This is a genomic window from Pantoea sp. GW821-FHT03E06, from assembly GCF_059420725.1.
This window is the reverse complement of record NZ_JBWKUG010000001.1, coordinates 275,647-289,822: the sequence shown is the minus strand read 5'-3', so window position 1 is coordinate 289,822 and position 14,176 is coordinate 275,647. Positions and strand designations below refer to the sequence as shown.

At 55.3% G+C, this 14,176-nt stretch carries 7 protein-coding genes and 2 rRNA genes; 1 reads left to right on the top strand and 8 read right to left on the bottom strand.

Translation table 11 applies throughout. From position 1 onward, the window contains the following. Positions 1–108: 108 nt before the first annotated feature. Together metH and AC07WB_RS01305 are read right to left on the bottom strand one after the other, a co-directional pair. Positions 109–3,774 (bottom strand): methionine synthase, encoded by a 3,666-nt coding sequence (gene metH, locus AC07WB_RS01310; RefSeq protein WP_370659813.1) that lies wholly within the window; start codon positions 3,772–3,774, stop codon positions 109–111. A 14-nt stretch (positions 3,775–3,788) separates the two neighbouring features. After that, complete coding sequence (locus tag AC07WB_RS01305) at positions 3,789–3,992, bottom strand: hypothetical protein (RefSeq protein ID WP_097095287.1); 204 nt, start codon at positions 3,990–3,992, stop codon at positions 3,789–3,791. On the opposite strand from AC07WB_RS01305, the gene iclR reads away from it, so the two are divergent. Beyond that, complete coding sequence (gene iclR, locus AC07WB_RS01300) at positions 3,991–4,824, top strand: glyoxylate bypass operon transcriptional repressor IclR (RefSeq protein ID WP_097095288.1); 834 nt, start codon at positions 3,991–3,993, stop codon at positions 4,822–4,824. The two genes, AC07WB_RS01305 and iclR, sit on opposite strands and share 2 nt — an antisense overlap. On the opposite strand, the gene aceK is transcribed toward iclR, so the two are convergent. From aceK to AC07WB_RS01270, 6 genes are all read right to left on the bottom strand, one after another. Continuing rightward, positions 4,821–6,554 carry a bifunctional isocitrate dehydrogenase kinase/phosphatase gene (gene aceK / locus AC07WB_RS01295; protein ID WP_097095289.1) on the bottom strand — a complete coding sequence of 578 codons (1,734 nt, stop codon included), beginning with the start codon at positions 6,552–6,554 and terminating at the stop codon, positions 4,821–4,823. The genes iclR and aceK overlap by 4 nt on opposite strands. A 65-nt stretch (positions 6,555–6,619) precedes the next feature. Then, entirely contained in the window at positions 6,620–7,921 is a 1,302-nt protein-coding gene (aceA, locus tag AC07WB_RS01290) for an isocitrate lyase (RefSeq protein WP_494939908.1), read from the bottom strand. Between the two features lie 16 nt (positions 7,922–7,937). Continuing rightward, positions 7,938–9,536: a malate synthase A gene (gene aceB / locus AC07WB_RS01285; RefSeq protein WP_400458193.1), complete on the bottom strand. Its 1,599-nt coding sequence runs from the start codon at positions 9,534–9,536 to the stop codon at positions 7,938–7,940. 263 nt (positions 9,537–9,799) lie between these two features. Then, the gene (gene metA / locus AC07WB_RS01280) at positions 9,800–10,729 is read right to left on the bottom strand and encodes a homoserine O-acetyltransferase MetA (RefSeq protein ID WP_097095292.1); all 930 of its coding nucleotides are present in this window, start codon (positions 10,727–10,729) and stop codon (positions 9,800–9,802) included. Between the two features lie 297 nt (positions 10,730–11,026). Beyond that, positions 11,027–11,142: ribosomal RNA gene (gene rrf / locus AC07WB_RS01275) — 5S ribosomal RNA — on the bottom strand. A 102-nt stretch (positions 11,143–11,244) separates the two neighbouring features. Continuing rightward, positions 11,245–14,150: ribosomal RNA gene (locus tag AC07WB_RS01270) — 23S ribosomal RNA — on the bottom strand. Positions 14,151–14,176: the final 26 nt, after the last annotated feature.

The window sequence follows — 14,176 nt, the reverse complement described above, 5'->3', positions numbered from 1 at the left end:
GTAGGGTCGGCATTTATGCCGACCTTTTTTTATTATGCGCCCCGTTCACGGTCGCCATCAATGGCGACCCTACGAAGGGCCGCCATTGATGGCGATCTCCTAAATGAATTAATCCGCGTCATAACCCAGATTCGGCGCCAGCCAGCGCTCAACCTCGCTCACGCTCATCCCTTTACGCGCCGCGTAATCTTCCACCTGGTCGCGTTGAATCTGCGCCACGGCGAAATATTTACTGTCAGGATGGCTGAAGTACCAGCCGGAAACCGCCGCACCGGGCCACATGGCGAAGGATTCGGTGAGTTTCATGCCGGTATTGGCTTCCACCTCCAGCAGCTGCCAAATGGGCGCTTTTTCGGTATGTTCCGGACAAGCGGGATAACCCGGCGCGGGACGAATGCCCTGATAATTCTCGCGAATCAGCTCTTCGTTGCTGAGATTCTCATGGGCGGCAAAGCCCCAAATCACCTTACGCACCCGCTCGTGCAGATACTCGGCAAAGGCTTCTGCCAGACGATCCGACACCGCTTTCACCATGATTTTGTTGTAATCATCGTGCTGCTTGTCATACGCCTCGGCCAGCGCATCCTCTTCTATGCCTGCGGTAACGGCAAACGCGCCGAGATAATCGGCTTTACCGCTGGATTTCGGCGCCACGAAGTCGGCCAGACAATAGTTAGCAAAGTCGGTTTTCTCCGTCTGCTGACGCAGATGGTGGCTCACGCACAGCACCTCATCACGGTTCTCATTGCGATAGATCTCAATATCATCGCCGACGCGGTTAGCCGGGAAGATGCCGACCACGCCGCGTGGATTGAGCGTGCCGCTGGCGCTCAGCATATCGAGCATGGCATTCGCATCGGCAAACAGCCGTTTGGCCTCTTCACCCACCACCTCATCTTCCAGAATGCGCGGATATTTCCCTGCCAGCGACCAGGTCATAAAGAACGGCGTCCAGTCGATGTAATTACGCAGCGTTTCGATGCTGGCTTGCACCGTGCTCACACCGAGGCGATGCGGCACCGGCGGCGTGTAGCTTTCCCAATCGATGGAATAATCATTATCGCGCGCGGTTTGCAGACTCACCGGCGGCGTGCGCGGCTTTTTACGTCCGTGCTGAATGCGCACCGTGTCGTACTCTTTGCGCGTGCGCGCCACGAAATCCTCTTTCAGCGTGTCGGAGAGCAGCGATGACACCACGCCCACGGTGCGCGAGGCGTTTTGCACATACACCGTCGGGCCGCTGTAGTTCTGCTCAATCTTCACCGCGGTATGCGCTTTCGAGGTGGTTGCGCCGCCAATCAGTAGCGGGATGGTGAATCCCTGGCGCTCCATCTCTTTCGCCACGTTGACCATTTCATCCAGCGACGGCGTAATCAGGCCGGAAAGCCCGATAATATCGGCGTTCTCAGCAAGCGCGGTTTTGAGGATTTTGTCACTCGGCACCATTACGCCAAGGTCGATAATTTCGTAGTTATTACACTGCAGTACGACGCCGACGATGTTTTTGCCGATGTCGTGCACGTCGCCCTTCACCGTCGCCAGTACGATCTTGCCGTTGCTGCGTCCGGCCTCTTTGCTGGCCTGAATATAGGGTTCGAGATAGGCCACTGCTTGCTTCATTACGCGCGCCGATTTCACCACCTGCGGCAGAAACATTTTGCCCTCGCCGAATAGGTCGCCGACCACGTTCATGCCGGACATCAGCGGTCCTTCAATCACCTGAATCGGGCGTTCGGATGCCTGACGCGCCTCCTCGGTATCCAGCTCGATAAACTCGGTGATGCCTTTCACCAGCGAGTATTCCAGACGTTTTACCACGTCCCAGCTGCGCCATTCGGCCTGCTGTTTCTCCTGCTCACCGTCGCCTTTATTGCCGCGATACTTCTCCGCCAGCTCCAGCAGGCGCTCGGTACCCTCATCTCGGCGGTTGAGGATCACGTCTTCCACCGCATCGCGTAGTTCGGCTGGCAGATCGTCATAAATCGCCAGCTGCCCGGCGTTGACGATGCCCATGTCCATGCCGTTGCGGATGGCGTAATAGAGGAACACCGCGTGGATCGCTTCACGCACCGGTTCGTTACCGCGGAACGAGAACGATACGTTGGATACGCCGCCGGAGATCATCGCGTGTGGCAGCTCGCGCTTAATATCTTCACAGGCGCCAATAAAGTCCATCGCGTAGTTGTTGTGCTCTTCAATACCGGTGGCAACGGCAAAAATATTCGGATCGAAAATGATGTCTTCTGGCGGGAAACCGACCTCTTCGGTGAGGATCTTGTAGGCACGTCGACAGATTTCGATTTTGCGCGCGCGCGTATCCGCCTGGCCGATTTCATCAAACGCCATCACCACCATCGCCGCGCCGTAGCGACGCACTTTGCGTGCGTGCTCAATGAAAGGTTCAACGCCCTCTTTCATCGAGATGGAGTTAACGATGCCTTTGCCCTGAATGCACTGCAGGCCTTTCTCGATCACCTCCCATTTTGAGGAGTCGATCATGATCGGCACGCGCGCGATATCCGGCTCACCGGCGATCAGGTTGAGGAAGCGCACCATGGCCGCTTCCGCATCCAGCATGCCTTCATCCATGTTGATATCAATGATTTGCGCACCGTTCTCCACCTGCTGGCGCGCCACATCCAGTGCTTCGTTATATTTCTCTTCTTTGATCAGCCGCTTGAACTTAGCCGAGCCGGTGACGTTGGTGCGTTCGCCAACGTTGACGAACAGTGAATCGGCGTGAATGTTGAGCGGTTCCAGCCCGGCTAAGCGGCAAGCCACCGGAATCTCCGGCAGCCGGCGCGGCGCAACGCCTTCTACTGCTGCCGCCATCGCCGCGATATGCTCCGGCGTGGTGCCACAGCAGCCGCCGATAATGTTGAGGAATCCGGCGCGTGCCCACTCACCAATCTGCTCAGCCATGATGGCGGCATCAAGATCGTATTCACCAAAGGCATTGGGCAAACCGGCATTCGGGTGCGCGGTGACGTAACCTTCGGCTATGCGCGACAACTCTGCGACATATTGACGCAGTTCGTCCGGGCCGAGTGCACAGTTAAGGCCAAATGACAGCGGCTCGGCGTGGCGCAGCGAGTTATAGAAACCTTCGGTAGTTTGGCCGGAGAGCGTACGACCGGAGGCATCGGTGATTGTGCCGGAGATCATCAGCGGCAGCGTCACGCCCATCGCTTCCATTTCGGCCTGCACCGCATAGATGGCCGCTTTGGCATTCAGCGTATCGAACACCGTTTCGATCATGATGAGATCGGAACCGCCGGCAATCAGCGCATGAGTCGATTCACGATAGGCATCCACCAGCTGATTAAAGGTGACGTTACGATAGGCGGGATCGTTAACATCCGGCGAGATAGAACAGGTGCGGTTGGTCGGGCCCAATACGCCCGCCACGTAGCGCGGGCGATGCGGCGTTTTCGCCGTCCATGCATCCGCGCAGGCTCGCGCCAGTTTAGCGGCTTCGAAGTTGATCTCCGCCGACAGCGCTTCCATCGCATAGTCCGCCATCGCAATGGTGGTGGAGTTAAAGGTGTTGGTTTCCAGAATATCCGCGCCCGCAGCGAGGTACGCATCATGAATTTCGCGGATCACCTGCGGTTTGGTGAGCACCAACAGATCGTTGTTGCCCTTCAAATCGGATGGCCAGTCGGCAAAGCGGCTGCCACGAAAATCCTGCTCGCTCAGTTTATAACTCTGGATCATGGTGCCCATGCCACCGTCCAGAATCATGATGCGTTGCGCCAGCTGCTGCTGCAGCATGTCTGTTTTATTGCTCACTCTTGCCCCGTCCACGTCATTGCGTTGGCAACAATGCCAGCCAGACATACTGGCATATCTTTAAGGTGAGCAAAAGTCAGGTCAGATGAGACATTTTCAGCCAGGATGCCTAACAGATCCGACCAGAAAGCGAACGTTTGCATTCGTACCATTAAAAACGAAAATGGTTTCCATAATTGATGCGATTGTGGAGAAGTCATGGCAACCCCTGCGCCCGTGAAACGCGGCAAGAAACCTCGTGCTACAACCACCACCACCAGCGCGCCTGTAGGCGGGCAGGTTCAGTCACTGACGCGCGGCCTGCGCCTGCTGGAGCTGATTGCCGAATCCCACGGCAGCGTAGCGCTCACGGAGCTGGCCCAGCAGGCTGGCTTACCGAATTCGACCACGCATCGCCTGCTCACCACCATGCAGCAACAGGGTTTTGTCCATCAGGTAGGCGACTTAGGGTTATGGACCATCGCTTCACATGCCTTTGTGGTCGGCAGCAGCTTTCTGCAGAGCCGCAATCTGCTGGCGATTGTGCATCCAGTATTACGCAAGCTGATGGAAGATGCCGGCGAGACGGTGAATCTGGCGGTGCTGGATCTTAGTGATTATCAGGCGGTGATTATCGATCAGGTGCAGTGCACGCAGCTAATGCGTATGTCGGCGCCGATCGGCGGCAAGCTGCCGATGCATGCATCCGGTGCCGGTAAAGCCTTTTTGGCGCATCTGAGTGATGAGCAAGTCACGTCGCTGCTGCACCAAAAAGGATTGCATCACTACACGCCGAAGACGCTGATGTCGCCGCACAGCCTGAAAGAAAATCTGGCGCTGATTCGCAAAATGGGCTTTTCGCATGATGATGAGGAGCACGCGCTGGGTCTGCGCTGTGTCGCCGCGCCGATTTATGACGAGCACGGCGAACCGTTCGCCGCGATTTCCATTTCCGGCCCGATTGCGCGTATGACCGACGACCGCATTACCGAACTGGGTGCGCTGGTGATTCGCGCCGCCAAACAGGTGACGCAAACCTATTCTGGCCGCTAAGCGGCCACCGAAGCATAGCGCGCGCTGAAACGCTGGCTGGCGCGCCAGGCAATCACCTCTTCAATATGCCCTGCGCGGATGCGCACTTGCAGCGCACGCCACCAGTTGGGATCAAACAGCTGGGGATGCAGCGCCAGCAGCAATTTACCGGTCGCCGGTTCGCTGCACAGCGCATAGCGGAAGGTTTCCGGGAACACATCATCCGGCCCAACGCTATACCAGGGCTCGGCCTGTAGCTCATCCTCTTCATAACGTGCCTGCGGCACATCGCGGAATACCAGTTCGCTCATCGGACGGATTTCGTCGTAGTCGTAAAACACCACGCGACCATGGCGCGTCATACCAAAGTTTTTGAACAGCATGTCGCCGGGGAAAATATTCGCCGCCGCCAGCTGGCGAATCGCATCGCCGTACTCGCCAATCGCGTGCTGCCGCTGCTCCGGCGTGGCCTGCGCCAGCCACAAATTGAGCGGCTCCATGCGCCGTTCCAGCCATAAATGGCGGATGATTACCACGTCGTCGCGCACTTCCAGCTTTTCAGGAATATCGCGTTCAAACTCCGCCATCAGCTCGGCGGGAATACGCGCGCGCGGTAACGCAAAGTGTTCGAACTCCTGCGTATCCGCCATGCGTCCGACGCGATCGTGCTCTTTAACCATGCGGTAGCAGTCGCGCACCTGCGCATCGGTAACCTCTTTTTGTGGCGCGAAGCGGTCTTTGATCACTTTGAACACCCGATCAAAACCGGGAAGCGTGAACACCATCATCACCATGCCGCGAATGCCGGGCGCGATGGTGAAATCCTCCTGGCTGTGTGCCAGATAGTGCAGATATTCACGATAACATTCGGTTTTCCCGTGCTTCTGACAGCCAATCGCCATGTAGCGCTCAGCGACGGTTTTGCCTGGCAGAATCGGCTGTAGCCACGCCACCAGCGCTGCTGGCACCGGCGCGTACACCATGAAGTAAGCGCGCGCGAAGCCAAACACGATGCTGGCATCATCACTATCCGTGAGACAGGTATCGATCCACAAGCGTCCAGCATCATCACGCTGGATCGGCAGCAAGCAGGGCACCATGCCATCACTCAGCTGCAGCCGCGCCACAATCCACGCGGTTTTGTTGCGGTAAAACAGCTCGCAGGCAACATCCAGCGTTGCCGTTGCCAACTGCGCGGCGCCAAACTGTTCATGCAGATGACGGACAATCCAGCCGATATCACGCGTCTGATCCTGCCACGTCAGGCGCAGCGGCATGTCATTTAACACCTGACGCAGCGTCTCCTGCCAATTTTGCTGCGGGCGATAGAGGCGCGACAGCGGGCGCTGCGCAACCGGAGCCGGCGCGTAAGGCTGCGACGGGAAGATAAATAGCCGCTCGGGCGAGAGGTGTCTGTGTCCCTGCAATCGACAATAGACCGAGTTAAAAAAGCTTTCGGCAATTTCATGGCGCGGATAGCCAGGCAACAGGGTTTCGTAATGGCTTTTAACGCGCAGCCAAAAGGCTTCATCCCATTCCGAGGTGTCATTGAGAATGCGCAGCTGATGGGTAACCAGGCCAACGTGGTGATCGTAGAGATGGATACGCGCTTTCATTGCCTGCTGCACCGCGAGCCAGTCGGCCTGCTCGAAGCGCTGCTGTGCGCCGGCTGTGATATCCAGAAAGCGACCATACTGCGCATCAAAACCTTGCAGGATGGTGTGGGCGATCAGCGATTCTCTCGGTGTCATCGGCAACGCTCCAGGAAAACGGTCGCCATTAATGGCGACCCTACAATGGCAGTATCGGTGTGGGTTTAGAACTGCGAGGCTTCAGTGGAACCGGTTAGTGCGGTTACCGAGGATTGCCCGCCCTGAATCACATTGGTGATGCGATCGAAATAGCCGGTGCCGACTTCCTGCTGATGTGACGAGAAGGTATAGCCTTTATCGCGTGCCGCAAACTCCGGCTGCTGCACTTTTTCCACGTAATGCCGCATACCTTCGCCCTGCGCATAGGCGTGGGCGAGGTCGAACATGTTGAACCACATGCTGTGAATGCCAGCCAGCGTGATGAACTGGAAGCGATAGCCCATGTCGCTCAACGCCTGCTGGAAACGCGCGATGGTGCGATCGTCGAGATTTTTCTTCCAGTTAAACGACGGCGAGCAGTTATAGGCCAGCAGCTTGCCGGGATACTGCGCGTGAATCGCATCGGCAAAGCGCTGTGCCAGTTCAAGATCGGGCGTTGAGGTTTCGCACCACAGCACATCGGCATACGGCGCATAGGAGAGCCCGCGACTGATCGCCTGTTCAATGCCGGCGTGCGTGCGGAAAAAGCCTTCGGCGGTACGCTCGCCGGTGATGAACGCCGCATCGCGCGGGTCGCAGTCGGAGGTAATCAGATCGGCCGCATCGGCATCGGTGCGCGCGATCAATACTGTCGGCACGTTCATTACATCCGCCGCCAGACGCGCCGCCACCAGCTTTTGGATGGCTTCCTGCGTCGGCACTAACACTTTACCGCCCATGTGCCCGCACTTCTTCACCGCCGCCAGCTGATCTTCAAAATGTACCGCACCGGCACCGGCCTGAATCATCGATTTCATCAGCTCGAACGCGTTGAGTACGCCGCCAAATCCCGCTTCTGCATCGGCCACAATCGGCAGGAAGTAATCAATAAAATCGCTATCTTCTGGCGACACGCCGCTGGCCCATTGAATCTGATCGGCACGCTGGAAACTTTGATTGATGCGCTCCACCACATTGGGCACCGAATTCACCGGATACAGCGACTGATCGGGATACATCTGTCCAGCAAGGTTGGCATCGGCTGCCACCTGCCAGCCGGAGAGGTAAATCGCTTCAATACCGGCTTTCGCCTGCTGCACCGCCTGACCACCGGTCAACGCGCCGAGGCTGTTGATATAACCTTTGCTGGATTCGCCGTTGAGCAGCGACCACAGTTTGGTCGCGCCGCGCTCTGCCAGCGTGCAGGCCGGATTGACCGAACCGCGCAGGTTGATGACATCTTCCGCACTGTATGGTCGTGTGATCCCTTCCCAGCGCGTCTCGTTCCAGCTCGATTCCAGTTGTTTGATCTGTTGCGTACGATTCATAGCCATATCTCCAGGTTCAGGGCAGCAGGCGATAGCCCGGCAGAGTGAGGAAAGAAATCAGTTCATCATCGGTAGTGATGTTTGCCATCAACGCAGCAGCATCCTCGAAACGTCCGTTGCTAAAACGTTCGGTACCAAGGGTGTGCTGCAGCGCGGCTAACTCTTCATCCAGCAGCCGTTCGAACAGCGCGACTGTTACCGGCTGGCCATCGCTGAGAATTTGTTTGTGATGAATCCATTGCCAGATAGAGGTGCGCGCAATTTCTGCAGTGGCGGCATCTTCCATCAAGCCATCAATCGGTACGCAGCCGTTGCCGCTGATCCAGGCTTCAAGATATTGCAGCGCCACGCGGATGTTAGCGCGCATGCCCGCTTCCGTACGTTTACCGCGACACGGTGCCAGCAGACGTTCGGCGGTGATCGGCGCATCTTGTGCACGCGTGATATGCAGTTGATTAGGTTGGTGACCCAACCGTCGATCAAACGCCTCCATCGCGATATCAGCCAGGCCGGGATGGGCGACCCATGTACCATCGTGGCCGTTGCCCGCTTCGCGCGTTTTATCCTCCTGTACTTTTTGCGTCACCCATAAATTGCGCTCTGCATCTTTGCTCGGAATCAGCGCCGACATGCCGCCCATTGCCAGCGCGCCGCGGCGATGGCAGGTTTTGATCAGCAGGCGGGAATAGGCATCAAGGAACGGCTGGTCCATGCTGATTTGCTGACGATCCGGCAGGATACGATCGGGATGTTGGCCCAATGTTTTGATGTAGCTGAAGATATAATCCCAGCGACCGCAGTTCAGGCCGACCGCGTGATCGCGCAGTTCCCATAGGATCTCATCCATCTGGAATACCGCAGGCAACGTTTCGATCAACACCGTGGCTTTGATCGTTCCGCGCGGTAGATCAAAGCGATCTTCACTAAAGCGGAAGATCTCACGCCACCAGGCTACTTCAGCCGCATGCTCGGTTTTCGGCAAATAAAACCACGGTGCGTGGCCCTTCTCCAGCAACGCTTCAACGTTGTGGAAAAAGTAGAGCGCAAAGTCGAACAATCCACCCGGAATGGCCCGATCGCGCCACTCTACATGCTTTTCATCCAGATGCAGGCCACGCACGCGGCACATCAGCAGTGCCGGGTTGGCACGCAGTTGATAGATCTTACCGGCCTCGCTGGTGAAACTCAGCGAGCCATTAACCGCATCGCGCAGCGTGAGCTGTCCTTCCACTAACTTTTGCCACGTCGGTGCCAGTGAATCTTCAAAGTCAGCCATGAAGACTTTGACGTTCGCATTGAGCGCGTTGATCACCATTTTGCGATCCGGCGGACCGGTGATCTCTACGCGGCGATCCTGCAGCAGCTGGGGAATGGGACGAACTTGCCACTCATTTTCACGAATGGAAGCGGTTTCCGCATCGAATCCAGGTAACTCACCTTGATCATAGCGCTGCTGACGTTGCCGGCGTGCTTTCAGCAGTCGTTCGCGTTCCGGTGCAAAACGCACCACCAGTGAATGAATGAAGTCGATCGCTTCCGGGGTAAGCAGCTGCTTTTCCGCGTGGGTAAAGGGCTGGCTAAAGGTTAGCGTATTGCTGATAACCGAGTCTGTCATGCGGGCTGCCTCCTGAGTTGATCCATCGTCTGGCGATCGGATCCGGATGTAGGGTGTTTTTTAACCTGCAAGATCAGAGCATAATGGTTTTAATTTTATTTTCAAAAACTATTTCCATTATTATTACAAATTACATACATCAATATGATATTTATGTAATTTAATCTCTCGAATTAAAGGCAATGATTTCCACTAAAGAATGAAAGCAAAAAAAAGCCGCAACAGTTTGCGGCTGTCACGGCAGGATCAAACGAGGGAGAGACTTATTCGAGTGTTGGATTCATATGTCGCAGATCGAACGGTGTAATCTGATAAACGTAGTAGTTGAGCCAATTCGAGAACAGCAGATTGCCATGGCTACGCCAGGTCGCTCGCGGCGGCAATTCTGGATTGTTTTGTGGGAAGTAGTTAAACGGCACCTCCGGCTGCAGACCCGCATCGTAATCGCGATGATATTCGCCTGATAGCGTCAAAGCGTCGTACTCAGGATGGCCGGTGACAAAGGCTAAACGCTTATCTTTACTCGCCATCAAATACGCGCCCGTTGCCTCCGACTCGGCAAACAGTTCGAGATCGGTGTAATCACGAATTAGCTGGCTAGGGAAATCGGCATAGCGTGAATGTGGCGCGAGGAAGTTATCGTCAAAGCCACGGGTTAGCAGCGCGTGTGGATGCAGGATTTGGTGCTCGTAGACGCCTGACAATTTGTTTTGCCGCGTCTGCTTAGGAATGCCATACAAAATGTTCAGCGCCGCCTGTACCGCCCAACAGACAAACAGTGTGGATGTGACGTGCTCGTTGGCCCAGTGCAGCACGCGCTGAATCTGCGGCCAGTAGGCCACATCATTAAAATCAACCAATCCCAGCGGCGCACCGGTGACAATCAGTCCATCAAAGTTATCGTTTTGAATATCTTCAAAGTTGCAGTAAAAGTTGTTCAGATGCTCGGTTGGCGTGTTGCGCGACTCACGGCTATCAATGCGCAGCAGCTGTACGTCAATCTGCAGCGGCGAGTTTGAGAGCAGGCGCAGGAACTGATTTTCCGTTTCGATCTTCTTAGGCATTAGGTTGAGGATCAGCACTTTTAGCGGACGGATCTCCTGAACACTGGCGCGCGACGACGTCATGACAAAGACGTTTTCATCACGCAAAAAGTTCACTGCCGGTAATTCGTCGGGAATCCTGATTGGCATAGCCTGCTCACCTCTTACTTACAACCGTATAAACGTTTAGACATCCAGATGCCCGACATTAGCCTGATATGTCGTAAATGTCGAGTCTTCATGCGGTTTATGAAAATGTTTCAGCTTTAGGTGGAATTTGAAATCAGGCGTGGGAGATCGACGAATTTTTCAGAGGTTATTGATGATGTTGAAGCGGTTGATAACTGATATAGGCACTTTATTGCATAAAATAAAAGCACAGCGCTACATTTCTTAAGACGTAAAAAAGCCCTGAACGTCAGTTCAGGGCTTCTTCACTTATTTGATGCCTGGCAGTTCCCTACTCTCGCATGGGGAGACCCCACACTACCATCGGCGCTACGGCGTTTCACTTCTGAGTTCGGCATGGGGTCAGGTGGGACCACCGCGCTAAAGCCGCCAGGCAAATTCTGTTTCGTTCACGAAGCCCTGTCAGGCACCGCAAACCAATCCATAAACAAGCTGAAAATCTCTGGTCTCTCTCACCAAAACGCCTCTGGCGTTGTAAGGTTAAGCCTCACGGGTCATTAGTACCGGTTAGCTCAACGCATCGCTGCGCTTACACACCCGGCCTATCAACGTCGTAGTCTTCAACGTCCCTTCAGGACTCTCAAGGAGTCAGGGAGAACTCATCTCGGGGCAAGTTTCGTGCTTAGATGCTTTCAGCACTTATCTTTTCCGCACTTAGCTACCGGGCAGTGCCATTGGCATGACAACCCGAACACCAGTGGTGCGTTCACTCCGGTCCTCTCGTACTAGGAGCAACCCCCCTCAATTCTCCAGCGCCCACGGCAGATAGGGACCGAACTGTCTCACGACGTTCTAAACCCAGCTCGCGTACCACTTTAAACGGCGAACAGCCGTACCCTTGGGACCTACTTCAGCCCCAGGATGTGATGAGCCGACATCGAGGTGCCAAACACCGCCGTCGATATGAACTCTTGGGCGGTATCAGCCTGTTATCCCCGGAGTACCTTTTATCCGTTGAGCGATGGCCCTTCCATTCAGAACCACCGGATCACTATGACCTGCTTTCGCACCTGCTCGAGCCGTCACTCTCGCAGTCAAGCTGGCTTATGCCATTGCACTAACCTCCTGATGTCCGACCAGGATTAGCCAACCTTCGTGCTCCTCCGTTACTCTTTGGGAGGAGACCGCCCCAGTCAAACTACCCACCAGACACTGTCCGCAGCCCGGATTACGGGCCTACGTTAGAACATCAAACATTAAAGGGTGGTATTTCAAGGTTGGCTCCACGCAGACTGGCGTCCACGCTTCAAAGCCTCCCACCTATCCTACACATCAAGGCTCAATGTTCAGTGTCAAGCTATAGTAAAGGTTCACGGGGTCTTTCCGTCTTGCCGCGGGTACACTGCATCTTCACAGCGATTTCAATTTCACTGAGTCTCGGGTGGAGACAGCCTGGCCATCATTACGCCATTCGTGCAGGTCGGAACTTACCCGACAAGGAATTTCGCTACCTTAGGACCGTTATAGTTACGGCCGCCGTTTACCGGGGCTTCGATCAAGAGCTTCTCCTTACGGATAACCCCATCAATTAACCTTCCGGCACCGGGCAGGCGTCACACCGTATACGTCCACTTTCGTGTTTGCACAGTGCTGTGTTTTTAATAAACAGTTGCAGCCAGCTGGTATCTTCGACTGGCTTCAGCTCCGGGAGCAAGTCCCTTCACCTACGCGCCAGCGTGCCTTCTCCCGAAGTTACGGCACCATTTTGCCTAGTTCCTTCACCCGAGTTCTCTCAAGCGCCTTGGTATTCTCTACCTGACCACCTGTGTCGGTTTGGGGTACGATTTCGTGTTACCTGGAGCTTAGAGGCTTTTCCTGGAAGCAGGGCATCAGTTACTTCACCACCGTGGTGGCTCGTCGTCACGCCTCAGCCTTAAGACACCCCGGATTTACCAAAGGTGTCAGCCTACACGCTTAAACCGGGACAACCGTCGCCCGGATAACCTAGCCTTCTCCGTCCCCCCTTCGCAGTAACACCAAGTGCAGGAATATTAACCTGCTTCCCATCGACTACGCTTTTCAGCCTCGCCTTAGGGGTCGACTCACCCTGCTCCGATTAACGTTGAACAGGAACCCTTGGTCTTCCGGCGAGCGGGCTTTTCACCCGCTTTATCGTTACTTATGTCAGCATTCGCACTTCTGATACCTCCAGCAACCCTCACAGGCCACCTTCAACGGCTTACAGAACGCTCCCCTACCCAACAACACATACGCGTCGCTGCCGCAGCTTCGGTGCATGGTTTAGCCCCGTTACATCTTCCGCGCAGGCCGACTCGACCAGTGAGCTATTACGCTTTCTTTAAATGATGGCTGCTTCTAAGCCAACATCCTGGCTGTCTGTGCCTTCCCACATCGTTTCCCACTTAACCATGACTTTGGGACCTTAGCTGGCGGTCTGGGTTGTTTCCCTCTTCACGACGGACGTTAGCACCCGCCGTGTGTCTCCCGTGATAACATTCCTCGGTATTCGCAGTTTGCATCGGGTTGGTAAGCCGGGATGGCCCCCTAGCCGAAACAGTGCTCTACCCCCGAGGATGAGTTCACGAGGCGCTACCTAAATAGCTTTCGGGGAGAACCAGCTATCTCCCGGTTTGATTGGCCTTTCACCCCCAGCCACAAGTCATCCGCTAATTTTTCAACATTAGTCGGTTCGGTCCTCCAGTTAGTGTTACCCAACCTTCAACCTGCCCATGGCTAGATCACCGGGTTTCGGGTCTATACCCTGCAACTTAACGCCCAGTTAAGACTCGGTTTCCCTGCGGCTCCCCTATACGGTTAACCTTGCTACAGAATATAAGTCGCTGACCCATTATACAAAAGGTACGCAGTCACCCCATAAAGAGGCTCCCACTGCTTGTACGTACACGGTTTCAGGTTCTGTTTCACTCCCCTCGCCGGGGTTCTTTTCGCCTTTCCCTCACGGTACTGGTTCACTATCGGTCAGTCAGGAGTATTTAGCCTTGGAGGATGGTCCCCCCATATTCAGACAGGATACCACGTGTCCCGCCCTACTCTTCGAACTCACAGAATGTGCACTTTCGTGTACGGGACTATCACCCGGTGTCGTGCGACTTTCCAGACGCTTCCACTAATGCACAAACTGATTCAGGTTCTGGGCTGCTCCCCGTTCGCTCGCCGCTACTGGGGGAATCTCGGTTGATTTCTTTTCCTCCGGGTACTTAGATGTTTCAGTTCCCCGGGTTCGCCTCGCAACACTATGTATTCATGTTGCGATGATGCACTGGGTGCACCGGGTTTCCCCATTCGGACATCGTCGGCTGTAGCGGTTCATATCACCTTACCGACGCTTTACGCAGATTAGCACGTCCTTCATCGCCTCTGACTGCCAGGGCATCCACCGTGTACGCTTAGTCGCTTAACCTCACAACCCACAGGCGTTTTGCAACG